Here is a 23,379-nt window from a genome sequence, read left to right as displayed (position 1 = left end):
GTATCCGAAACAGATTCCCGCGATGAAGAGGTGAAGATGCGAGCCGCTGTGCTGAGCCGCCATGATCTGGACGGTCTGACCGTCGCGGAGACGGCTGTGCCGACGCCCGGCACCGGCGAAGTGCTCGTGCGCGTCGACACCGTCGGAGTGAATCAGCTGGACCTCAACGTCATCGCCGGCACCGGGCCGGGCGCGCAGGCGCAGCTGCCCCGCATCCTCGGAATCGATCCTGCCGGCGAGATCGTCGCTGTCGGAGCGGGTGTCGATCCGGAGCGCGTCGGCCAGGCCGTCGTGGTCAAGCCCAACATCGCCTGCGGTGTCTGTGCGCACTGCCAGGCGGGTGACGAGGCCGACTGCCCGCGTCAGACCGTCGTCGGCGTGCATCGCGACGGGGGAGCAGCGGAGTTCGTCGTCACCCCCGCCCGCAACGCGATCGACCGCCGGGGCCTCGACGCCGCGCAGGCGACCGCCGTCGTCCACAGCGCGTCCATCGTGATCAACGCCGTCCGCACCGTCGCACTCACGGCAGGCGAGCGGGTGCTCATCACGGGTGCCGGTGGGACACTCGGCCGCGCGGCGGTCGCGATCGCCCTCGCGCGCGGCGCGGACGTCGTCGCCGCGTCTCGCCGAGCCCTCAGGGCGCTCGGCGAGGAGCAGATCATCCAGGCTCCGGATGCTGCGGCTCTGGCCTCTGCGGTGAGCGGGGGAGAGGGCTTCGACGTCGTCCTCGACGTGTCCGGGCACGCTCCGACGCTGAGCGCCGCGATCTCGGCATTGCGGTGGGGAGGCAGAGCCGTGTTCTGCGCGGCGTCCGTCGACAGTGACCTGCGTATCGACTCCCGCGACTTCTACCTGCGCCGCAAGCGGTTGTTCGGCGTGGCCAGTGCCCGCTACGACGATGCGGCCGAGGCGCTCGCGCTGGCAGCTGCCGGCGCGCTGCCTTCGCTCGTCGGCAGTCGCTACGCGCTCGACGACGTCGCCACGGCGTATCGCGACTTTCCCCGCAAGGGCGAGGGGAAGGTCATCGTCGATGTGCGATGACCGCCCTCGGTATCGAAGAGGAGACCAGAAGTGATGAGCACTGCATTGCCGGGCGCCGGAGCGCTGGCCCGGATCCGCGTGATCGAGCTGGGTCAGTACATCTCGGGTCCGTTCGCCGCGAAGCTGCTGGCCGACCTCGGGGCGGACGTGGTCAAGGTCGAATCCCCCGAGGGCGACCCCATGCGCCGGTGGGAGGGGCGGGCGACGATGAGCCCGCAGTTCGCTGCGTACAACCGCGGCAAGCGCGGGGTCGTGCTCGATCTGAAGAGCGCTGAGGGCCTCGACGCGCTGTTCGCCCTGGTCGATGACGCGGACATCGTGCTCGACAACTTCCGTCCGGGGGTCGCCGCACGGCTCGGATTCGGTCCGGAGGATCTGCACGCTCGCAACCCCCGGATCATCTCGTGCTCCATCACCGGCTTCGGCCCTACCGGGCCCGCTGCGAAGCGTCCCGCCTACGACACCGTGATCTCCGCCACCGGCGGCATGTACAGCCAGGTCGTCCCCGCGTCCACGATCCGCCCGCTCGGCCCGGCGTTCTCCGATCTGCTCTCCGGGATGTCGGCCGTGCAAGCGGTGCTCGCCGCACTGCACGCTCGCGATGTGAGCGGGGTCGGGGAGCACGTCGAGGTCACGATGGTCGGCGCACTGCTGGACTTCCTCACCGAGTCGGCGTCGGCATTCCTCGAGACGGGGCAGGTCTCCTCGCCCGATTCGCGGCCGCGTCGGGCGCAGGCCTACGCGTGCCGTGGCTCAGACGACAAGGCGTTCGTGGTCCACATGTCGGTGCCGGAGAAGTTCTGGACCGGACTGCTCGATGTGCTGGAGCGGCCCGACCTCGCCGAAGACCCGCGCTTCTCGACCCGCGAGGCACGCGTGCGCAACTACGACGAGCTCGACGCGGTGCTCAAGGAGATCGCGGCGACCCGTCCCCGCCAGTACTGGCTCGACCGGCTCGCCGCGCACGACATCCCGCACGGCCCGCTGAACACGATGGGCGATCTGTTCGACGACCCGCAGATCGCGAGCATGGGGCTGGTGGAGGAGATCGACGGACCGGACGGCGTACTGCGCGTGCCGGCCCCCAGCATCCGCTTCGAGCGTTCCGGGCGGCCGGAGCTGCGCTATGCACCCGCACTCGGTGCCGACACCGAGGCGTTGACCGGGCTGCGGTCCGGATCCGCAGCCACCGACTCCGAACCCGCACGAGCGAAGGAAGGGGCTGCCTGATGCCCGGCATCGACGACCTCGTCGCGATCGACGTCCACACCCACCCGCAGACCGAGGAGTTCATCGCGGCGATGGGCCGGAGGCACTCCCAGATGGCCGCCCACTTCGGGCGCGAGCGGCCGGTCGTGTCCTTCGCCGAGCAGGCGGATCAGTATCGCGAACGCAAGATGATGGCCGTCATCGTGAACTCCGACTCGGAGACCACGAGCGGGATCAAGGGTGCGCCGAACGATCTCCTCGGCAAGGCGCAGCAGGACCACCCCGACGTCTTCCTCGCCTTCGCCGGCATCGACCCGTGGAAGGGTGAGGCCGCGGTGGCCGAGATCCGACGGATGCACGACGAGTACGGCATCAAGGGCGTCGGCGAGCTCAATCCGTCCCGCCAGAAGTTCCTCGCCAACGATCGGCGGTTCTTCCCGATCTGGGAGACCTGTGCCGAACTCGGACTCGTGGTGATGTTCCACTCCGGCTTCCCCGGCGCCGGTGCGGGCACCCCGGGCGGTGGCGGCTACCGGCTCGAGAACGCCCGTCCCGTCCCGTACATCGACGACGTGGCGGCCGAGTTCCCCGAACTGAACATCATCAGCGCCCACCCGGCCTGGCCCTGGCACCTCGAGAACCTCGCGATGGTCTGGCACAAGTCGAACGTGTACCTCGATCTGTCCGGCTGGGCGCCGAAGTACCTGCCGCCGGAAGTGGTCCGCTACGCCGACTCGCTGATCTCCGACCGCGTCCTCTTCGGTTCGGACTGGCCCGTGATGACCGCGGATCGGTGGATGACCGAGTTCGACGCGCTCGGACTCAAAGAGGAGTCGCGCCGGAAGATCCTGCTCGACAACGCACGGAAGCTGTTCCGACTGTGAGCACCCGGGAAGGAGCCGATCGTGGCTGAACTCGTGATGGCCGCCGCGACCCCGCACAACCCGTTGTTGTGGCGGGCGATGCGAGAGCCGATGCCGGATGATCTGATCGCGGTCGAGGCGAACTTCCGCCGCATCCGCGAGGCCATCGCCGCTGCCCGAGTCGACACCCTCATCGTGCTCGGCACCGATCACGTGCGCCAGTTCTTCTCCGACAACTCGCCCGCGTTCATCGTCGGCAGGGCTGCGTCGTACCACGGCACCTACGAGAACGAGGTGCGCACTTTCGGCATGGAGTACGCCGAGCTGACCGGCAGCCCGGAGCTGGCGACGCAGATCACCGGCCGCGAGGTGCTGCCCGAGACGATCGACTTCTCGGTGTCGCACGAGTGGCGCCTCGACCACAGCTTCGTGCTCCCGCTGCAGTACGTTCGGCCCGAACTCGACCTGCCGATCGTGCCGATCCATGCGAACTCGATCCTGCCTCCGCTGCCGACCGCCGCGCGCTTCGCCGCTCTCGGGCACCATCTCCGCACCGCGGTGGAGTCGTGGGACAGCGACGCGAGGGTGGGGCTGCTCACCTCGGGGCACATGGCCACAGACGTCGGCGGACCGCGCACGTTCAACGGCTCCCCCGATCCCGAGTTCGATGCCGAGGCCGTCGCCTGGATGCGTGACGGCGACCTCGACGGGGCGATCGCCGGTTGCCGGTTCGACCGGATCATGGCCGCGGGCAACGTCACCTACCAGTACGTGAACATCGTCGCCGCGCTCGCCGCGATGCAGGGTCGACCGGCGGAGCTCGCCGAGGCCACGACCTCGCGCTTCGCTTCCAGTCCGTTCTTCCTGTGGGGGGCCGCGTCGTGAGCCGGTACATGATGAACAAGTTCATCCGCGCCGTCGAGATGAGCACCGCGAACGTGAACGCCTACGTGGCCGACACCGAGGGCTTCGTCGATCGTTGGCTCGCGGGAGGAGCGGGTACGGACGCCGTCGCCGACGACCGGGTGCTGACCCCGGAGGAGCGTGTCGCCTTCGTGAACCGCGACTACGGTGCGCTCTACGGCCTGGGTGCACATCCGTATCTGCTCTGGCACTTCACCGAGGCGGTCTACGAGCACGAGTACACCGAGGGGTTCGGATGGCGTGACCTCGTGGAGCGGTATCGCGCGGCGATCATCCCGTACGGCGAGGTCGACGACATCCCCTGACTCGGTCTTCCCGCGCTGCCTCCTCGCCGGTTGGCGGTGCACCTGTCGGGAGAATCCGTCCGGAGGCGGCGTTCGAGGCTACTTTCTCCTTGCATCTGCCCAGGCTCCCGACAAGTGGACCTCGGATGCTTTGGCCCGCGAGACGAGCGCGCGGGCGCGACGGATGCCCCGTGGTGGAATTTCCACGGGGCATCCGCCCGTTCTGCGCCGGCGTCGGGCGACGGGGAGCTGGGGGCTACGAACCCGTCGCTGGGGGGTTGATGGTGACGCGTCGGCGCACCGGTGGTGCGGGGTCTCCTCCCCCGAGGACGGCCGCACCGCCGGCGTTTCTCCCTACGCTGACGCTCCGCGACGTCGCAGAAGGCCCGCACCTCCGAGGGCGAGCAGGATCATGGCGAGGACGATCAGTCCTGCCGGGGAGGCCCCGCCCGTCATCGCGAGCCCCGTCGACTGGCCGGTCCACGCCGCGCCCGAAGCGGTGGCGGAACCGGTCGAGGTGCCGGGGTCGGTGCTGGGATCGGTACCCGGGTCGGTTCCCGGGTCGGTTCCCGGGTCCGTTCCGGGGTCGGTGCCGGGATCCGTACCCGGATCGGTTCCGGGATCGGTTCCGGGATCGGTTCCGGGATCGGTTCCGGGGTCAGTGCCCGGGTCTGTCACCGTGGCCTCGCCGAGCACCGAGATGGCGTTGCCGCCGAGCGTGATCGGAAGGCTGATCGGCAGTGCCAGTTGGGTGCCGCCGAGGAGGCCGCCGAGACCGCTGGTGGTGATGCCGCCGGTGGTCGGGGTGGCCGGCGCGGAGGCGTTCCCGCCGGTGCCGGTGACGGTCGCGTCATCGAGCAGCGAGATCGCGTTGCCGGTCACGCCCACAGGGGCGGTGACGGGTGCGGTGATCTGGGTGCCGCCGAGGATGCCGCCGGAACCACTGGTGGTGTTCCCGCCGGTGGCCGGAGTGGCCGGTGCTGCGGCTCCTTGCGTGCCGGCGCCGGTGCTGGCGCTGTCGCCGAGCAGGGAGATCGCGTTCCCCGACACCGTGATCGGTGCTGTGACGGGTGCGACGACCTGTGTGCCGCTGCCGATGCCGTCCTCGCCGGAGGTGGCTGCGTCGGTGGGGGTGGCGGGTGCCGGTGCTGCGGCTCCCTGTGTGCCCGTGCCGGTGCTGGCGCTGTCGCCGAGCAGCGACACGGCGTTGCCCGTGACGGTGATCGGTGCGTTGACCGCGAGGAGCGCCTGCGTGCCCGCGAGCACGCCGTCCACGCCGTTCGTGGTCACGAGGGGCGCCTCGGCCGGTGTCGCGGCCTGGGGAGCCGGGCTCTGGGGAGCCGCGGCCGGGGCGCTGGTCGAGGAACTGTCGTCGAGCAGACTCACCGCGTTGTTCGACACGGTGACGGGAAGGTTCACGGTCACCACGGCCTGTGTGCCGGATGCCGTGCCGTCCGACCCGCTGGTGACGGGTGCAGGGGCGGGTGCGGGTGCAGGGGCGGGTGCCGGTGCGGGCGCGGGTGCCGATGCGGGCGCGGGTGCCGGTGCGGAGACGACGGTGTCGCCCAGCACCGAGATCGCGTTGCTGACGACCGTGATGGGCGCGGTGATCGCTGTCTCCGCCTGGGTGCCCGAGAGCAGCCCGTCCTCTCCGGTCGTCTCGGCCGCATTGGCGGCCGTCGCGCCGAGGAGCGTGATGCCCCCGGCGATGAGCGTGCCCCACAGGGCCCGCTTGATGTACGTGCGCATGATCGTTCTCCTGACTGATGGGATCGTCTGATGGGTGCGCGCGATCGACGTGCGCGCGCAGCACGGCATCTGTCGTCCCCGAAGGAACGACGTGACGGTCCGTCAGTCAGGAGAGACGTCGGTATCGGCGACCAGCGACGTCGGAAGAGCGTCGTCGGATGCGCCGGAGGTCCGCTCGCCAGCACGGAGCGGAGAAGGATCCACGTCGCTGAGACGCGCGTGGGCAGCGCCTGCCCCTCCGCCGGAACCGGCGGAGGAAGACGCGGGAACAGGGCCGCCCGGGAGGGTTCCCGGGGGAGAGTTTTCGGGCGCACCGGTGGCGTCGGCGCCGGATCCGACCGCGTGGGAGGAGCCGGCCGAAACGGCCGCGACGGACTCTACGCCCGAGAGTGCTCGGGATGGCGACGCCGAGAGCGGCGCCGGTCCGGGCGCGGCCTCATCTCTGGGCGCGACCGTGGTGGCGCCGGGCGTCGAGGGCTCCACGACCACTCCGGTACCCGGTGCGGGATCGGGTGTCGTCGGGTCCAGGGCGTCGAGCACGGGCGGGACGGTCGAATCCACCACGCCGCCGAGAATGGCCGTGGTGTCGTCGACGACGTCGACCAAGTCGTCGACGGTGGTGATCACGCCGAGATCGGTGACGAGTCCTCCGACGAGCGGAAGGCCGGCGACGGTGTCGAGGAGTGGATCGGTGATCTGCGAGACCGGTGCGTCGGAGAGCACCGCGGTGACGGGGGCGACCACGTCGTGCGCCGTCTCCGTGACCGTCTGCACGACGGGCGCTGTCACGGTGCCGACGACCGGAGTCGCGGCGACCGCCTCCGTGACGGTCTCGACGACCGCCGGTGCGGTGTGCTGCACGGGGGCGACGACCTTGGTGACGACGGGTGCGACGGCCTTGGTGACGACCGGCGCGACCACCTTGGTGACTACCGGAGCGACAACCTCCGTGACGACCGGCTTCACGGGAGCTGTCACGCTCGACACGGTGTCGCCGACGAGCGAGGTGAGTCCGTCGAGTGGGCCATCGTCGCGGTCGTCCGCATGCGCGGACCCGCCTCCGAGGAAGACGGCGAGAGTCGCCCAGGCGAGCACTCCCAGGGCACCCCAGAGGACGGCGGCTGGAACGCCGCGTCGGGTGGCCCGAACGTCCACGTCGACCTCCCCCTCCGAAGGCAACGTCACCTCGGCGCAGATGCGTCGATTGCCGGTGACGATACTCGCGTCCGGACCGTCTGTCTAGGGGGGTATCCGCGGGTTTCCGCCGATGTCGGCCTGTGACGCGCCCGACGAAATCTCGGCTTGACTTTCCCCAGGTTCTACACATCCCGTCCCCGACGGGGCCAACCTTCAACGCCCGATTTAAACTGATTCTCATCCACAGGGTGGGGAAACAGGAAAACGCTGTTCAGGGGGTATAAAAAAGTTTGAAGTCGGAGCACTCCACGGGGTTATCCACACCTGTTGTGCACAGACACTCCGACTTTGTCCGCACGCTTTCCACATGGTTATCCACAGGCCGTGTTGCATGGGGAAAGAGTCGCTCGTAGCGTGAGCGAGCGACCGAATGTCGGAGGCACCTGTTTCGCTGTGCAGGACGGCGTGACGGTCGAGGATCAGACGGCTGAGCCGTCGAGACGCTCATCAGGGCATCGCATCGGAAACGTCGCATCGAAGGGAAGACTGTGTCGATCGCCGACATCTCAGAGGAGCGCATGGGCGCGTCGCGCGGGCCGGAGCGCACGCCTCCTCACGACCTTCTCGCCGAGCAGAGTGCTCTGGGCGGAATGCTCCTGTCGAAGGACGCTGTCGCCGATGTGATCGAGACGCTGAAGGGCGCCGACTTCTACATCCCGAAGCACGAGTTGATCTTCGAGGCCATCCTCTCGTTGTACTCGCACGGCGAGCCCACCGACGTCGTGGCCGTCACCGACGAGCTCATCAAGACGGGCGAGCTCGGTCGCGCCGGCGGTGCCGACTACCTGCACACCCTTACCTCGATCGTCCCCACCGCCGCGAATGCGGGCTACTACGCCGGCATTGTCTCGGAGCGGGCGATCCTGCGCCGACTCGTCGACGCCGGTACCCGCATCGTGCAGCTGGGCTACGCGGGCGAGGGTGACGCGACCGACCTCGTCAACAACGCTCAGGCCGAGATCTACTCGATCACCGGTTCCGAGACTGCAGAAGACTACGTCCCGCTGCAGATCGCCGTCGATGCCGCGCTTGAAGAGATCGAGGCCGCGAGCGGTCGTGACGGTTCGATGACCGGCGTTCCGACCGGGTTCAAGGAACTCGACGAACTCACGAACGGCCTGCACGGCGGTCAGATGATCGTCGTCGCCGCTCGACCCGCAATGGGTAAGTCGACGCTGGCGCTCGACTTCGCGCGCGCGGCCTCCATCGGCCACGACCTTCCCTCCGTGTTCTTCTCCCTCGAGATGGGCAAGAGCGAGATCGCGATGCGTCTGCTCAGCGCCGAGGGCGCGATCCCGTTGCAGAACATGCGCAAGGGAAACCTCGACCCCCGCGACTGGACCACGGTCGCCGCGACCCGCGGACGCATCAACGACGCGCCGCTCTACATCGACGACAGTCCCAACATGACGCTCGTCGAGATCCGTGCCAAGTGCCGTCGCCTCAAGCAGCGCGAGGGCCTGCGCATGGTCATCATCGACTACCTGCAGCTGATGACGTCGGGCAAGCGCGTCGAGTCGCGTCAGCAGGAGGTCTCGGAGTTCTCGCGAAGCCTCAAGCTCATCGCCAAAGAACTCCAGGTTCCGGTCATCGCTCTGTCGCAACTGAACCGTGGTCCCGAGCAGCGCACCGACAAGAAGCCCGCGATCAGCGACCTGCGAGAGTCGGGCTCGATCGAGCAGGACGCCGACATGGTCATCCTGCTGCACCGCGACTCCGTCTACGACAAAGACGTGCGACCCGGTGAAGCCGACCTGATCGTCGCCAAGCACCGCAACGGCCCGACCGCCACGATCACCGTCGCGTTCCAGGGGCACTACTCGCGGTTCATGGACATGGCTCCTGGCGGCGACTTCAACTGACTTGTAGGTTCCGGGAGAAGACTCCGCGCGTCTTTCGATCGGTCTCTGAGCACCGCCCAAGTGGCCACTGAATCGGTCCGCTTTCGTTCCGCACCGCGTTCGAAGTGGAGGAAGCGGCCTTGTGTGGCATCAGCGCCCGAGGTCGGAGCCGATCTCCCACGGCGCGATCGGTGAGTAGGTGAGGATCCACGCCTCGATGTCTTGCATCACACCGGTGGCGATCAGTATGCCGATGACGATGAACAGGATCCCGAGCCCGCGGCGGAACCAGCCGTGGGGGTTGGCTGCCCACCGCATCTTGCTCACGGCGCGCTGTCCAGCCAGTGCTATCGCGAGTAGTACGGCCATGAGGCCGATGGTGTAGACGGTCAAGAGAGCGAGGCCGCGGCCGGGCTCGGCGGGCAACACCGTCACGATCACGTACGCGAACAGTGGGCTGCAGGAGGTGAAGACGGGGCCGAGGGCGGCGCCGGTGAGGATGGCCCCGAGGGTGCCGCCCCGCCGGTGAGCGGCGTCCAAATTCCGAGCCGATGTCCCTGTGAGTCCGCTGCGGTGCGTGATTCGATCCCAGGCACCGGGAAACACGGAGAACAGCCCGAGAGTGATGAGAAGAATGCCGCTGACGAGCTGCCACGCCTGGGTGGGGATGCCGATGAGCGCGGTCGTCGCCCGCAGAAGCAGCGTGAAGGCCATGACGCTTGCACCCAGCGACAGCGTGATGATGATCGCGCGGCGCGTCGCATCCCGATTCGTCGCGCCCTGCAGCGAGCCGCCCACGATGACCGGCAGGAGGGTGAGCGAGCAGGGCGCGAGTGTTGTCAACGCGCCCGCAAGGAGCGCTCCGGCCAGGGCGGTGATCATCCCTGAGTCGCCTGTGCCTTGATGTCCTCGCCGGTCACGGATCCGGTCCACTTCGCAAGTTGGGACCCTGCGCGATCGACCTGGATGAAGGTGTGCTGCTGTGTGACGCCATACTCGCGTTTGAGGTCTGTGGCGGTGTCGTAGTCGATCTTCACGACGGTGAGTCCGGCAGGGACTCCGGCCGTGGTGAGGGACTCGTCGGTGGCGCGGCAGCTCGGGCACCAGTCAGCGTGGAAAAACAGGACGACCGCCGTGTCGGCCCGTTCAGTCACCTGCTTTTCGTAGTCCTCGAGCGAGAGGTAGGCACCCGCCGCCAAAGCCTCGTTGGTCTTGTCGTCAGCCGGCTCGGTCGGGGGCAGACTCTCGGACGTCTCCACATTCGATTGAGTCGGCGCGGGGCTCCCGGCCGTGCCTGTGGATCCCGGTGCGGAGCAGGCAGCAAGACTGAGGCCCGCGATGAGGACCAGTGCGGGTATGCCAGTTGACGAGTGGCGCATGGGAACTCCGGTCCTCGGTGGAGAGATTGTCTGTGGGTCCCAGTCAACGCGATGCTGACCGGCTGACCCAGCCCAGCGGGTCACTCGTCACGGGACCGTAATAGGTCTCGAGCCCCATGATGTCAATGTTCCGTGGAGAAGTGGGGCACGTCTGGCTCTTGGCGCGCACGGTGGCATGCGGATCTGTGCGGGCCCGACGGGACTAGAGCAGGGCGACAAGCTCCTCGATGGCGACGGCGTACCCTCTCACTCCCTGCCCGACGACGCGGACGGCTGCGATGTCCTGGAGGTAGGAGAAGCGGCGGAAAGTCTCTCGATGGTCCAGGTCCGTGACGTGCACCTCCGCGAAGGGGAGCGCCACAGCGGAGAGCGCGTCCCGAAGTGACACGGAACTGTGGGTCAGGCCGCCGGGGTTGATGACGATGCCGGCGACTCGGTTTCGCGCCGCGTGGATCGCGTCGATGAGGACGCCTTCGTGATTGCTCTGGACGGTCTCGAGGTCGTAGCCGAGTGCTCGTGCTGTGGCTGCGGCGATGTGCGCGACGTCGTCGAGGGTCTCGGTTCCATACATCTCTGGTTCCCTGAGGCCCAGCTGGTTCAGGTTCGGGCCGTTCAACAGGAGCAGGCGTCGGCCGGGGGGAGGGAGAGGATTCATGGTCGACACCGGCGACTACTCGGTCGGCGCGGTCGCCCACGACACGACCACGTCGCCGATCATCTGGCGGAGGTGGTCGCGACGGCCGGGCGAGTGCAGGTCGGTGTCGAAGAGATACTCGAAAGTGTGCTGATTCGCGATCTGGAACACACAGTAGGAGCTGATCAGCAGATGCACGTCGAGCGCATCGATGTCACGGCGGAAGAGGGCGCGTTCATGCCCGCGTTTGAGGATGTCGTCGAGCAGTTCGAGGGCCGGTGCGTTGAGTTCACGGAGGGAATCCACCTGCTTGACGAAACGTCCGTAGTGGATGTTCTCCACGGCGACGAGTCGGACGAAGTCTCGGTGCTCCAGGTGGTGATCGTAGGTCAGCTCCGCGATCTGGCGGAGGGCGGCGACCGGCTCGAGTCCATCGACGTGCAGTCGCTGTTCGGCTTCACGGATCTCGCGGTAGGAGTTCTCCAGGACGGCGAGGTACAGCTGCTCCTTGCTCCCGAAGTAGTAGTAGATCATCCGCTTGGTGGTGCTGCTCCGCTGCGCGATGTCATCGACTGTCGTTCCGGAATATCCCGTTTGTGCGAATGCCGATGTCGCCTCGGCGAGGAGTTCGGCCCGCGTCCGCTCGGCGTCGCGATGCCGCACCACTCGTTCGCTCACATGGCTATCCTGCCCTGCGGTCTTCTTGAGCCACAAGCCGGACCGGAGTGCTGGCCGCGCCGTATCCGTCGTAAGCGCCGCGCCGTTCGACGAGCTCGAAGAAGACCTTGCCGACGGTCGGGGTGTAGAAGTGCAGAAAGGAGCCATTCGTATCACGGTCATAGAGAAGGTTGAGTTCGCGCAGGAGGTGGAGGAATTCGTCGTCGAGGCCGAAGCGTGCGTGGAGGTCGTCGTAGTAGTTGTCGGGAATCGGAAGCGAGGGCAAGCCCGAGTGCCGCGCACGTTCGGCGGCGGCGACCACGTCATCGACCCGTATCGCGATGTGGCGAGGCTGAAGCGGCGCGGTGGGAGGGGCGAGATTCATGGCGAGCCGGACCGAACCGTCAGGCGTGCGCATCACTTGACTGCGCACGAGGCCGTAGGGGCCGGCGAGATCAGCAGACGTCCCTGAGTCGAGCGCGAGCACGCCGATGTTGAACAGGACCGCCTCGTCGAACTCATGCCACGGGAGAGCGACGTTGACGTGATCGATGACGCCTTGGAGAGAGTCGACGTCGGACCGGCCGCCTTCGAACTCGGCCACCCACGACTCCGCGGTGGACGCGGAACTCCAGTAGATCCCGGTGCCGTCCGGAGCGGAGACGGTCGGTAACTGGGCGTCACCGGCGCGGGTGCGACGAAACCTCGGTGTCGCGCCGATCGATACGGCGTGCCGTTTCGCCGCCTGCGCATCCGCCACCGTGAAGCCGATCCCCTCGATGTGCGGTTCGCCGGAGCGAGGCTCCTCCGACAGCACGATGCTCGCTTCGCCCGCGCGCCAGAGGCGTACGGCTTTCGTGCGGTGTCCGCCCCCGAAGCCGAACCCGAGCTGGTCGAGGATCTGCTCGACCGACGACAGATCGGAGCCGGAGATCTCGACGAAGTCGACCGCGTGCGGGGGCTGTGGCGGTTCGACCTGCACGTCCGGCTGTCCGTTCGCGCGAACGGTGCTGTTGTAGAGCCAACGCAGTGAGCGATGCGCATGCGCGGCCGTTCGGGTCACGTCGGTCTGTCGGAAGGTGTCGTTGAACACCTCGAGCGACAGCGGACCGGTGTAGCCGGCGCGCAGGACGTGCGAGAGGAAGGTCGTCAGATCGAACTGTCCCTCGCCGGGGAAGAGGCGGTGGTGGCGGCTCCACGACAAGACGTCCATGTCGAGTGACGGTGCATCGGCCAGCTGCAGGAAGAACAACTTCGCGGGATCGATGTCCGCGATTCCGGCAGGGTCGTGGCCCCGCGACAGAACGTGGAAGCTGTCGAGACAGACGCCCAGGTTCGCGCGGTCGGCACGCTCGACGATGTTCCACGCATCCCGGTAGTCATCGACGAACCGCCCCCACGCCAACGCTTCGTATGCGATCGAGATGCCGTACTCCGCCGCCGCGTCCGCAAGGTGCCCCAGCTGCCGCGCGGCTACCTCGGGGTCGGCGATCGTGGCCGTTCCGACATTGCTGCACACGAGCACCATCGAAGCCCCCAGTCGGCGCATCACCTCGAACTTCGCGCGAGCACGGCGTAGGTTGTCCGCGAACGTCGCGTCATCGACGCCTTCACAGTCACGCAACGGCTGGAACAGGTCGATCGTCAGCCCCAGACGCGCACATAGCGCGCGGATCTCCTCCGGCGACTCCACGGCCGCGACCAGGTCGGCATCCATGATCTCGACGCCGTCGAAGCCTGCGGCGGCGCAGGCGTGGAGCTTGTCGACGAGGCCCCCGGAGAGGCAGACGGTCGCTATCGAAGTGCGCATGGCGCTCAATGTACCAGAAGGTTAATTAGACACGGTTGACATGCCGGCCAGCGGGCGTCAAAGTGTACTAACCAGTTAGTCCATTATGAACGGATGCTCCATGATCAGATCCCTCGGCCTCGCGACCGAGCCGGTCCACGCATCGACCGGGGTCCTCATGGGGCTGGTGGGTGAGGGAGTGCTCCCCTCCTTGACGCCCCTGCTGCAGATGCAGGAGGGCAGAGCCCAGGGCCTGAATCTCGTCGATCGAGCAATCGACTTCGATATGTCGGGGTTCGGCGCTGAGAAGCTTCCCGATGTGCTCGACTGGGCCGAACGTCTGGGATTCAGCGCGCTGAACATCACCTATCCCTGCAAACAGGCGGTCATTCCCTTCCTTCATCGCCTGGACCCCGTTGCCGCTGCCGTCGGCGCGGTGAACACGGTGCTGTTCACCGCGGACGGACGGGTCGGCCTCAACACGGACACCACCGGGTTCGAGCGGGCCATTCGCGAGGAACTGGACGATGTCCGGATAGGGCGAGTCGTTCAGCTCGCTGCCGGCGGCGCGGGGGCGGCCGTAGCCGACGCGCTGATGCGGTTGGGCGCCGAGGAACTGGTCATCGTGGACCTGGACTCGGATCGCGCCCGGAGCCTTGCGAAGTCCGTCACCGAGAGGCACGGTCGTGAGGCGATCCCGGCGAGCCCGGATCAGCTTGCCGATCTGCTTCCGACAGCCGATGGCATCGTGAACTGCTCGCCGATCGGGATGCACAATCATCCCGGAGCGCCCTTCGACCTGACCCTCCTTCACGCGCGGCACTGGGTTGCCGACATCGTGTATCGACCGCTCCATACGGAGCTCCTCCGCGCCGCCGCGGCTGCCGGCTGTCGCACGATGCACGGCGGGCACATGGCGGTCGGTCAGGCGGCCGACACCTTCCACCTGGTCACCGGCCGAGCCCCGGACCTTCCGCGCATGCGCCGGCACTTCGAAGAACTCATCGCCGACCAGTAATTGATCATCACCATGACAAAGGAGTCAACAACGTGTCGCATCCACCCAGCGCAGCGCCCTCTGATGCCCCCGACCTGCCCGTCGCCTCGGAAACGGGTCACAAGACCCCCGTCAAGGCGGCTGTTGCGAGCTTCATGGGCAGCGCCGTCGAATACTACGATTTCTTCATCTTCGGCACCGCCGCGGCGCTGATCTTCCCGCACATCTTCTTTCCCGACGGGGACAATGCTGCTCTGGTCATGTCGCTCGCGACGTTCGGGTTCGCCTACATCGCACGTCCGATCGGCGCGGTCATCCTCGGCCACCTGGGGGACAGGCTGGGACGCCAGCGGATCCTGATGTTCACGCTCGTGCTGATGGGCATCTCGACCTTCGTCATCGGATGCCTCCCGACGTTCGCGCAGATCGGTTGGCTCGCGCCGGTCCTGCTCGTTCTCTGTCGTCTGATGCAGGGGCTTTCCGCCGCAGGCGAGCAGGCGGGCGCGTCGTCGATGACCCTGGAACATGCGCCCGACGATCGGCGTTCGTTCTTCACCTCCTGGACGCTGTCGGGAACACAGGGCGGGCAGATCCTCGCAGCACTCATCTTCCTCCCGGTGACGCTGATCCCCGACGAAGATCCGTTCAAATACGAGTGGGCATGGCGGATACCGTTCTGGCTGAGCGCGGTCGTCGTCGTCGTCACGTTCTACATTCGCCGCACCCTGCAGGAGCCGCCGGCATTCGAACAAGCGAAGGCCCACGGGGACATCGCGAAGGTCCCGCTGTTCGACCTCATGCGATATCACTGGCGGGACGTGTTGCGAGTGATCCTGTGCGCGTTCATCGCCGCGGTCTCCACGGTGTTCGGAAACTTGGCGCTCGCCTATGGCAAGGAGGTCGGGCTCGCTGAGAGCCTCACCCTGTGGCTCGTCGTGGTGGCGAACGTCTTCGCTCTCGGAACGCAACCCCTGTTCGCCACACTCGCCGATCGGATCGGGCGAAAGCCGGTCTTCATCTACGGGGCGATATCTTCCGCCGTCTTCATGCCGTTCTACATGCTGTCGATGAGTGGGGACAACATGGTCGTCACCTTCGCTCTGGCCGTGCTCACGTTCTCTTGCGGCTACGCGGCTGCGAACGCGGTGTGGCCCTCGTTCTACGGTGAGATGTTCTCAGCCCGTGTCCGGTTCTCCGGGCTGGCGATCGGCACTCAGGTCGGTTTCCTGCTCGCCGGATTCGCTCCTTCCATCGTCGCCGGACTCGGAGGCGTTCAGCAGGGTGGATGGGTCGTCATCTCGATCTTCACCGGAGTGGTGTGCCTCATCGTGACGCTCGCGGCACTCACGGCTCGTGAGACCAAGGATGTGCCGACCGCCACGCTCGGGATCAAAGTGATCGCCGGCTGATCGTTCCCCCTGTCCCTATCAACGACTCGCGGCCGCTGCGACCTTCTCCACCCCGACGAACTTCATCATCTGCTGGCCGTAGAGGCAGGTCTGCAGAGTGAGTTCGCCCTGAATGCCGAGGAGGTCCTCGGATGTCGCGACGCGCTTGGGCAGCATCCGAATGTCCACCACGGCATAGGTCGTTCCGTCGATGGAGAGCTGCTGACCCACCTCCCAGGGGAGGATCGCGTCACCGCCGCAGTTGTTGTGGGCGGCCCAAGTGGGCGTGGCGCCCGCGCCTTGATATCGGAGCATCTCGGTGAAAGTTCCGTCGCACCGGTCCAGCTCTTTCTCGTCGCCCGAGACCCCGAGCGTGATGTGAGGGAGTGTGCGGCTGGCCTGGGTCTGAATCGTGGTGATCGCGATCTTCGTCTCACCATAGACACGCTCGACTTCCGAGGGGGCGAAGATCGTGGCTATGAGCACCGCGAGGCCCAGGGCAGTGATCGCCGCAGCGAGCAGGGTGCGCGCGCGAACCGTTCGGCGTGACCTTGAGGGTCGCGTGAGTGGGCGAGGGGGACGATGCGGCATGGTCGTGGCTCCGGAAGAGAAGGGCAGCTGGTCAGTATCGCCGTGAGACGGGCGACGGTTGCTGTGACGCAGCACTGCTCACGTGTCCTCGTGCCCGTACTTCAGTGATGCGATGCAGCCGACTCCGTGGACAGGGCGGGGGACTCCGTGGCAACATCCGCCGTACTGAGAGCTACGACAGGACCTCGATGTGCTGCGCCAGCGCCTTCCGGTTCGCGACATCGAGCTTGCGCATGATGCGATGCATGTGGCTCTCGACCGTACGCACGCTGAGCACCAAGCGAGTCGCGATCTCTTGATTCGAGAGACCCATCGCGGCGAAGCGGCCGACTTCACGCTCGCGCTCCGTAAGCGTGACGGCTGCGGCCCCGAACCTGGCCGTGTCGAAGGCGCGATCTCCGTGTGCCGAGCGGATCGTCTGCGCAGCGATGTCCGCTGCCCGGCGCGTAGCGTCGTCACCGCGCTCGAGCGCGGTCGTGCGCGCGATCTGACAGGCCGAGAGGGCGAGACCGATGAGTCCCGTCTGCTCCAGGGGGGCCACACAGGCGAGCATCGCGACCGGATCGCCCTTCGAGAGCACTGATACGTAGTCGCCATGGGCCCGGAGCAGGCGGGCGTCGGGGAGTTCGTCGAGCGCGCGACGCGCGACCTCGAGGCGATCCGGGTCGGGGGCGAGCTCGAGCGAAGACAGCATTCCCAGTACCGCGGCGAACCGTGCGCCACGACTCCATAGCGACTGCGACGACGCCCACATGTCATCGGCGGCCGCCTGTACCTTTCCATCGAAGGCCAACAGCTGGGCGCGCGGCCAAACGCGGGTCTGACCGGGCAGGGGGCCGTCGAGGATGGAGGAGCCGTTGATCTCCGCGGCGATCTTCTCGCCCAGGCTCAGCTGCCCTCGCCGGATGGCGACGACGGACGCGATCGTGAGAAGGGACAACTGCACGCCGGGAGGCAAAGGCGACGGCTCACCGGCCGCGAAGACCGTTTCCATGACCTCATCCACCGCGGCGTAGTCGCCGGCGAGGAGATGGGCGAGGATCACCGCGGCTCCGAACGCCCGGAGCGCATCGATGTCGAGGTACCCGTGGGCCTCGTCGAACCCCTGCTGGAGGGATTCGAGCGCCGCTTGGTGTGAACCCATCCCCAAGAGGGCGAGACCGTTGAGGACCCGGATCATGTACGCGTCTCGACGGCGCTCCAGCGTCTCGGTGGCGGCGAACACCCGACGCGCATCGCTGAACCGTCCCGTCGAGACGAGCACGAGCATCTGGGTCTCCCACAGCTGCAGTTTCACGTCGTCGGGGAGGTCGTCGGTGACCTCGAGCCGTGCGCCGAAGTCGTCCGGGATGCAGGTGAGGTTGGCCTGGAGGCGAACGTCGACGGCATCGAGTGATCGCGCATGCGCGCCCAACAAGGCGGCAGCCCGCTGCAGTCCCTCGCGGGCGCCGTCCAGATCCTGCTCGACGTAGGCGGTCCACTCCGCTCTCAGGCTCTCGAGGTCGGCACGACTGGCAGGGTCTCCGTTGCTCGCATCCGTGGTGTGGAGAACGTGCCTTACCGTCTCGGCGACGGTCGGGGTGTGCGTGTGCATCAAGGCGCGCAGGTAGCGCACGGCGCTACTCGCCGACGGGTTCGCCTCCCATTCGGAGGCGGTGACGATCCGCCGTGCCCTGGCGCGCTCCTGGAGCAGGCGGACGAAGAGCGCCTCCTGCTCTCCGTAGGTCGAAGGTCGGTTCTCACGTTCGGCGAGGATCGCCGACGCGGACCCCGCCGTGCCGAGGCGCTCGACGATCAGAGCAGTGAGCCGGGTGCGTCGGGCCGTCAACGGCTCGTGGCGGAAGAATTCCACGATCAGGGGCGGGACGACCGTCACCAGTTGCCGGGTGCCACTGGAGATGAACGTGATCATGCGACGCTCCTCAAGCAGCTCGAGCGTGCCCCAGTCGATCAGCTTTCGAACGGTCTCGATGTCGGCGACGCCGACGATCGCGATGATCTCCAGCGCGTCGCGAGCGGGGTCATCCAGATTCTCCAGGTGCGCTTCGAGAACGGCGCGGAGGCCGGAGCTCCAGAGGTCACGTGTGGCGACCCACTCCGTTCCGTCGCGGAGGGCGATCCGCTGCTCACGGATGCAGGCATCGACGAGGCTCAAGGCGAGTCCGATGTTCCCGCCGGACTTCGCGAATATGCGACTCATGGTCGTCGCCTCGATGGAACCCTTCAGGTAGTGTTCCAGCGCCTTCTCCATCTCCTCGAAGCGCAGAGGAGACATGTCGATCACGTACGAGGGCTCAAGAGTCGATGCGGCGAGCCCCGTCGGGGTGTGCCGCGCGCGGAGCCCTTGCAGTCGGGAGAGGACGATGGGGATCCCGTTCGTGCGGCGCACGGCCTCCGCAACCCCCCAGGAGGATTCATCCAGATCGTCCCAGTCGTCCAGGAACAGCACGGAACGAGGCAGGCGCAGCGCGTGTCGAAGGCCCTCCGCTGTCTCGTGGAGTCCGCTGGTCGAGCGCTGCGAGCCGTTCGCGGGGATGCCGGCGAGGTGCAGTGCGGCGAGCGGGTGCTGGCGGAGCGAAGCCACGCCTCGCACCTGGATGACGGTCCATTCTCCCTCCTCCAGGCGGGAACGAAGCGCTTTGAGGAATGCGCTGCGACCACTACCGCGTCCCCCGACCACGTCGACGCTGACGCCTGCATGCACCAGATCCACCGCAGCGGCGAGGCTCTGCTCCCGACCGATGACCATGCGACCCCGCTTCCTCACGCGGATACTCCTAACCGAAAACTAGACCTGATCTCCGCGCAGCGGAAGTGCGGGTTTTCACGCCGTGTTCCGCCGCGCGGGCGTCACTGACGCGCGGATCAGGATGAGATGACAGCGGCGCTACCGAGTCGATTTCTGTTTCCATGCGAGTGGCGATCGTCATCGAGCGATCACGCACGGGGGGAGCTGGCCCACGGACACACTTCAGCACGCGCGGGACGGGTCGGTGTGCGTACCCCGACCGTGCGCGTTCAAGGACCGGGTTTTGCGTATCCGGTCGACGGGTTACGTGCGCTTTTCGTGCGTACTCGGTACCCCGATCCCGACGACGCGGAAAGGCGCGTCCGCGAGCTGCCTTCGGGAGAACTACGGTCTCCTCGCCGCGGTGTACGCAACCTGTGCGCGCGGCTACGGCACTCCTGCTGTGAGGCCCGGCAGAGGTGCGGTCTGCGCGTACGTTGTAGATGCCCAACACGGTTGGATCGCCACGGCGCTCGCCGAGGTGATGTGGCACGGGCGGTCTTCCGCGGCCATTCCTGACGGTTCCCCGCCCGTGTCATGCTCTCCCTCATACGAAGCCCGTCCCGCACGTCGTTCCGCCGGGTGAGACGACGATCGTCATCCCCCCGTAGAGCACGTTTCCGGCCGAGTCGATGATGCGGACATCCAGGGTCCCCTGTGTTTCGAAGACCGAGACGGGGAACGTGGAGCTGTTGACGCCCCAGGACTGTTCCCGGTACGCATCGCTCCAGTCCCCTTCGCCGAGCTTGTACTCGGTCGTGTAGTAGCGGTTGGTCGAGGGCGCCTTGTAGTCGAGTGTCATCTCGGTACCGCTGACGGAGCAGCCCAACGGCTCGCGGCTGAGCGTGAACTGCTGAGACGTCGCCCCATTGCACGCGCGCAGTTGATTCTGCGCGTTCGTGCCGGCCTGGAGGCAGAGCCCGCTATCGCTGTGGACGATTTGATAGGTGGCCGCCGTGATCCTCTCGACTCGCCAGTCGGTCGCCGATGTGCCGGTCGTCGCCTGGACCGTGACCCCGTTGCTCTGGCCGACGTACTGCTCCGCGGCGGTCTTCGGGCGCAAGGCGGACTTGCCGTTCTGCGTCGGGAGTATCTCGAAACGCTGGTTGGACGCGCCTCCGCAGGCCCAGACCCCGATGGTGTTGCCGACGTTCGTGCCTCGGTTGAAGCTGTCGAGGCACTGCGTGGGATCGGACACCGGCTTGATGACGTACCAATTGTTGATGCCGCTCGTTGCATAGCCGGTGGCGAGCGGGTAGATGAACTGGGTCTTCAGCGTTGCGGTCGCAGGAGAGGAGGGAGCCTCCCATCCTCCGACGATCAAGGTGGCGGAGGCGTCCGCTGTGAGCATCCGGGTCCCGGAGGGCTCCGAGAGGAGATCGGGGTCGGCCGCCCAGGAGCGCACGCAGACCGCGGTGGAGGCTCCCTCGGCCAGTGTCCCCAGGTCGAGGGAGGGAAACGCCGCCCATGTTCCCTGAGCCACGGTCGGGGGCATCGGGTCCTGACACGACGCGACGGAGGTCGTCTGCCAGACGAAAGTATGCGTGTCGTCCGCCAGGGTTCCTGTGGCGGTGACGTGAAGGGTCGGTCTTCCGGCCGTATTGCCGGTGTTCGTGATGGTGAACCCACCACGCTGATCGGGCGTGCTGTGGAGGAAGGTCGTCCCCAGCGTGTCGAAGCCGGAGTGGGTGATCGACACAGCAGGGGTCGTCGCCGACGAAGACACCGTGGCGTTCGTCGTCCATTCCCCGATAGCCGGCGTGCTGCCCACGGTGACCACGAAACCCACGATCGCCGCGACCGCGGCGGCGATCTTCGTGCCGCGGCCGATGCGCGTGACGCGAGAAGTGAGAGGTGCGTTCACAGGAGTGCTCCTTCAGTCGTGAAATCTCAACGAGACGTTCAGTGAAGGGACGGGCGAGGGGCACGTTCATAACGGTGTCTCTCGAACAGATCGAAACACCCGAGTCGAGTCGTCTGCACACACGTAGCAGACGACTCGGCTACTCAGAATCAGTCCGTGATCACTTAACACTTGACAGGAGGGCACCGAAGCGAGGATAGTCACGACACCGAATACCGACGCCCTCTCTAGGCTTTCACCCAACTGCGCCCAGTTCGTCGAAGCCCTTATTCCCGATGGGTCTCTGTTCACGCCGCGGTTGACCCTGCTGTAGCTGACACCAGCCAGCTCAATCTCTCGAAAGGCGCTCGGATGACGAGGCACATCTCCCAACAGAAAAGGCGACGCTTCGGCGCCGCCCTGCTCGTCACTTCGCTGACATTCTTCGGACTCAGCGCAGCGATGGTCCCGTCCGCTGCTTTCGCGGCAGATGGGACTCTGCTGCTCGATGAGACGTTCACGGGTGCGGAGGTGTCCGACTCGCGTGCCATCGGACTCAACGATGCATGTCTGACGGGCGCGGCGCTCGGTTCCACACCGCCCGCGGGAGCGTCGAACCTCAGCGACTGCGAAGGTCACACTGATGGCGCCCCCACTCCCGGAGTCGTTCCCGGGTGGCTGCAACTGACCGATTCGGCGTTCAACCGCACCGGTGGCATGGTCTTCAACCGCGCGCTGCCGTCGAGTGCGGGCCTGCAAGTCGAGTTCGACCAGGCTCAGTACGGCGGCTCCAGCGCCGATGGCATCGGGTTCTTTCTCACCGACGGCTCCCGCGAACTCACCCAGACCGGCGCAGTCGGTGGATCGCTCGGCTATGGCCAAGGGGAGGGCGGAACGATTCCAGGCGTCAGCGGCGGCTACATCGGGGTCGGTCTGGACTCGTTCGGCAACTTCATCGGCGACTTTGGCGGCCTCGGTGACGGATGTGCCGTGCCCTCGCCTTTCACCTCGCGTGTGCCGAACACCGTCACTCTTCGTGGCCCCGGCGACGGCAACCAGGGATACTGCTTCTTGACCACGACTGCCACCGCGCCGACCGGTCCCTCGACGCTTCCGGATTCGTTGCGCGTCGGATCGCCCGCGACCCCCGATGACGCGGTCCGCAACGTCCGTGTCACGATCAGCCCCGGCGATTTCCCGCTGGTCACCGTCGAGATCGACTTCACGGGTACGAAGGCGAACTATCAGACGGTGTTGTCCTATGTGATGACCGACCAGGCGCCGGCCACCTACAAGTTCGGCTTCTCCGGCTCGACGGGTCAGCTGCGTGACGTGCACTTGGTTCGCAACGTGGTTGTCTACAGTGTGGATTCGTTGGGGGAGATCTCCCTCATCAAACAGGTGGACAACGCCACCCCTCAGCCTGCTGCCTATGGCGTCGGTGACACCGTCCCCTACCAGTTCGTGGTGACGAACACCGGAGACGAAGCGATCACCGATGTTGCGGTCACCGACCCGCTCATCTCCGACATCATCTGTCCCGAGACCACTCTCGGCGCGGCCGGAGGGCCGGACGCATCGATGGTCTGCACCGGATCGCTGGTCGTGACCGGCCTGCAGGCACAGAACGACACCCTTCTGAACACCGCAACCGTCACGGCGCTGGACTCGACGGCATCTCCGCTGACCGACAGTTCCGAGGTCACCGTTCCGTTGCTGGCGCCGGTGCCGGCGATGAGCATCGACAAGGTCGCGTCGTTGAATGACACCGATGACAATGGTCTCGCGGATGCGGGAGAGACGATCGATTACTCGTTCGTGGTCCTGAACACCGGCAATGTCACGCTCACGGATGTGTCCGTCGATGACCCGAAGGCTGGCGCCGTCACGTGTGATCCGACGACTCTTGCGCCGGCCGAGTCGGTGACGTGTACCGCTGATGCGCCGTATACGGTCACGGAGCAGGACATCATCGATGGTGGTGTGGTGAACACGGCGACCGGTCACGCGACGACTCCGCCGGATGTGGGCCCGATCACCCCGCCGACCGACACGGAGACCACCCCTACGCCGGCCGTTGCGGGAGGCCTCGCGATCGACAAGGTCGCGTCGTTGAACGACACCAACGACAACGGCCTCGCAGATGAGGGCGAGACGATCGATTATTCGTTCGTGGTCCTGAACACCGGCAACATCACGCTCACG

19 protein-coding genes are annotated in these 23,379 nt (G+C 66.7%); 9 read left to right on the top strand and 10 right to left on the bottom strand.

The features are described from left to right. Positions 1-36: 36 nt before the first annotated feature. From L978_RS18460 to L978_RS17585, 5 genes are read left to right on the top strand one after another with little or no spacing between them, the layout of a single operon-like run. Positions 37-1,041, top strand: coding sequence for an alcohol dehydrogenase catalytic domain-containing protein (locus tag L978_RS18460; RefSeq protein WP_156118326.1), 1,005 nt, complete (start codon positions 37-39; stop codon positions 1,039-1,041). A 33-nt stretch (positions 1,042-1,074) separates the two neighbouring features. After that, a complete protein-coding gene (locus tag L978_RS17600; protein ID WP_047524702.1) occupies positions 1,075-2,271 on the top strand; it encodes a CaiB/BaiF CoA transferase family protein in 1,197 nt (398 codons plus the stop codon). After that, positions 2,271-3,134: an amidohydrolase family protein gene (locus L978_RS17595; RefSeq protein ID WP_047524697.1), complete on the top strand. Its 864-nt coding sequence runs from the start codon at positions 2,271-2,273 to the stop codon at positions 3,132-3,134. The genes L978_RS17600 and L978_RS17595 overlap by 1 nt, the downstream gene beginning before the upstream one ends. Before the next feature lie 21 nt (positions 3,135-3,155). Continuing rightward, complete coding sequence (locus L978_RS17590) at positions 3,156-3,998, top strand: hypothetical protein (RefSeq protein WP_052193842.1); 843 nt, start codon at positions 3,156-3,158, stop codon at positions 3,996-3,998. An 8-nt stretch (positions 3,999-4,006) separates the two neighbouring features. Next, on the top strand, positions 4,007-4,342 hold the full coding sequence (locus L978_RS17585; RefSeq protein WP_156118325.1) for a hypothetical protein: 336 nt from the start codon (positions 4,007-4,009) through the stop codon (positions 4,340-4,342). A gap of 333 nt (positions 4,343-4,675) precedes the next feature. Here L978_RS17585 and L978_RS19255 read toward each other — a convergent pair whose 3' ends face one another. Next, on the bottom strand, positions 4,676-6,070 hold the full coding sequence (locus L978_RS19255; RefSeq protein WP_047524692.1) for a hypothetical protein: 1,395 nt from the start codon (positions 6,068-6,070) through the stop codon (positions 4,676-4,678). Positions 6,071-6,172: 102 nt separating this feature from the next. Beyond that, positions 6,173-7,225 carry a hypothetical protein gene (locus L978_RS17575; RefSeq protein ID WP_231555098.1) on the bottom strand — a complete coding sequence of 351 codons (1,053 nt, stop codon included), beginning with the start codon at positions 7,223-7,225 and terminating at the stop codon, positions 6,173-6,175. Positions 7,226-7,755: 530 nt separating this feature from the next. Between L978_RS17575 and dnaB the strand changes: the two genes are divergently transcribed. Beyond that, positions 7,756-9,129 carry a replicative DNA helicase gene (dnaB, locus tag L978_RS17570; protein ID WP_047524691.1) on the top strand — a complete coding sequence of 458 codons (1,374 nt, stop codon included), beginning with the start codon at positions 7,756-7,758 and terminating at the stop codon, positions 9,127-9,129. Positions 9,130-9,258: 129 nt separating this feature from the next. On the opposite strand, the gene L978_RS17565 is transcribed toward dnaB, so the two are convergent. The 5 genes from L978_RS17565 to L978_RS17545 form a co-directional block, all read right to left on the bottom strand. Then, positions 9,259-9,990: a cytochrome c biogenesis CcdA family protein gene (locus tag L978_RS17565; RefSeq protein WP_047524689.1), complete on the bottom strand. Its 732-nt coding sequence runs from the start codon at positions 9,988-9,990 to the stop codon at positions 9,259-9,261. Further along, positions 9,987-10,367 carry a thioredoxin family protein gene (locus tag L978_RS18455; RefSeq protein WP_052193841.1) on the bottom strand — a complete coding sequence of 127 codons (381 nt, stop codon included), beginning with the start codon at positions 10,365-10,367 and terminating at the stop codon, positions 9,987-9,989. Before L978_RS18455 ends, L978_RS17565 begins: the two co-directional genes overlap by 4 nt. Before the next feature lie 322 nt (positions 10,368-10,689). Beyond that, entirely contained in the window at positions 10,690-11,142 is a 453-nt protein-coding gene (locus L978_RS17555; protein WP_047524736.1) for a type II 3-dehydroquinate dehydratase, read from the bottom strand. A 15-nt stretch (positions 11,143-11,157) separates the two neighbouring features. Next, entirely contained in the window at positions 11,158-11,799 is a 642-nt protein-coding gene (locus L978_RS17550; protein WP_047524688.1) for a TetR/AcrR family transcriptional regulator, read from the bottom strand. A 4-nt stretch (positions 11,800-11,803) separates the two neighbouring features. Next, positions 11,804-13,588 carry a bifunctional sugar phosphate isomerase/epimerase/4-hydroxyphenylpyruvate dioxygenase family protein gene (locus L978_RS17545; RefSeq protein WP_047524686.1) on the bottom strand — a complete coding sequence of 595 codons (1,785 nt, stop codon included), beginning with the start codon at positions 13,586-13,588 and terminating at the stop codon, positions 11,804-11,806. A gap of 100 nt (positions 13,589-13,688) precedes the next feature. Between L978_RS17545 and L978_RS17540 the strand changes: the two genes are divergently transcribed. Together L978_RS17540 and L978_RS17535 are read left to right on the top strand one after the other, a co-directional pair. Then, positions 13,689-14,585, top strand: coding sequence for a shikimate dehydrogenase (locus L978_RS17540; protein WP_052193840.1), 897 nt, complete (start codon positions 13,689-13,691; stop codon positions 14,583-14,585). A 134-nt stretch (positions 14,586-14,719) separates the two neighbouring features. Next, a complete protein-coding gene (locus L978_RS17535) occupies positions 14,720-15,973 on the top strand; it encodes an MFS transporter (RefSeq protein WP_081997109.1) in 1,254 nt (417 codons plus the stop codon). An 18-nt stretch (positions 15,974-15,991) separates the two neighbouring features. On the opposite strand, the gene L978_RS17530 is transcribed toward L978_RS17535, so the two are convergent. The 3 genes from L978_RS17530 to L978_RS17520 form a co-directional block, all read right to left on the bottom strand. Beyond that, positions 15,992-16,438 carry a hypothetical protein gene (locus tag L978_RS17530; protein ID WP_047524683.1) on the bottom strand — a complete coding sequence of 149 codons (447 nt, stop codon included), beginning with the start codon at positions 16,436-16,438 and terminating at the stop codon, positions 15,992-15,994. 277 nt (positions 16,439-16,715) lie between these two features. Then, positions 16,716-19,310, bottom strand: a complete 2,595-nt coding sequence (locus L978_RS17525) for a helix-turn-helix transcriptional regulator (RefSeq protein WP_156118324.1) — start codon at positions 19,308-19,310, stop codon at positions 16,716-16,718. 568 nt (positions 19,311-19,878) lie between these two features. After that, on the bottom strand, positions 19,879-21,195 hold the full coding sequence (locus L978_RS17520) for an RICIN domain-containing protein (protein ID WP_047524679.1): 1,317 nt from the start codon (positions 21,193-21,195) through the stop codon (positions 19,879-19,881). Between the two features lie 351 nt (positions 21,196-21,546). On the opposite strand from L978_RS17520, the gene L978_RS17515 reads away from it, so the two are divergent. Continuing rightward, positions 21,547-23,379, top strand: a 1,833-nt coding sequence (locus L978_RS17515) for a DUF7507 domain-containing protein (protein ID WP_442921871.1), incomplete at its 3' end; no start/stop codon positions are given.

Origin of the sequence: Microbacterium sp. ZOR0019 (assembly GCF_000800925.1) — a bacterium.
Lineage (GTDB): Bacteria > Actinomycetota > Actinomycetes > Actinomycetales > Microbacteriaceae > Microbacterium > Microbacterium aurugineum.
Note: the sequence above shows the minus strand (reverse complement) of the source record. Positions and strands in the feature narration are given on the sequence as shown.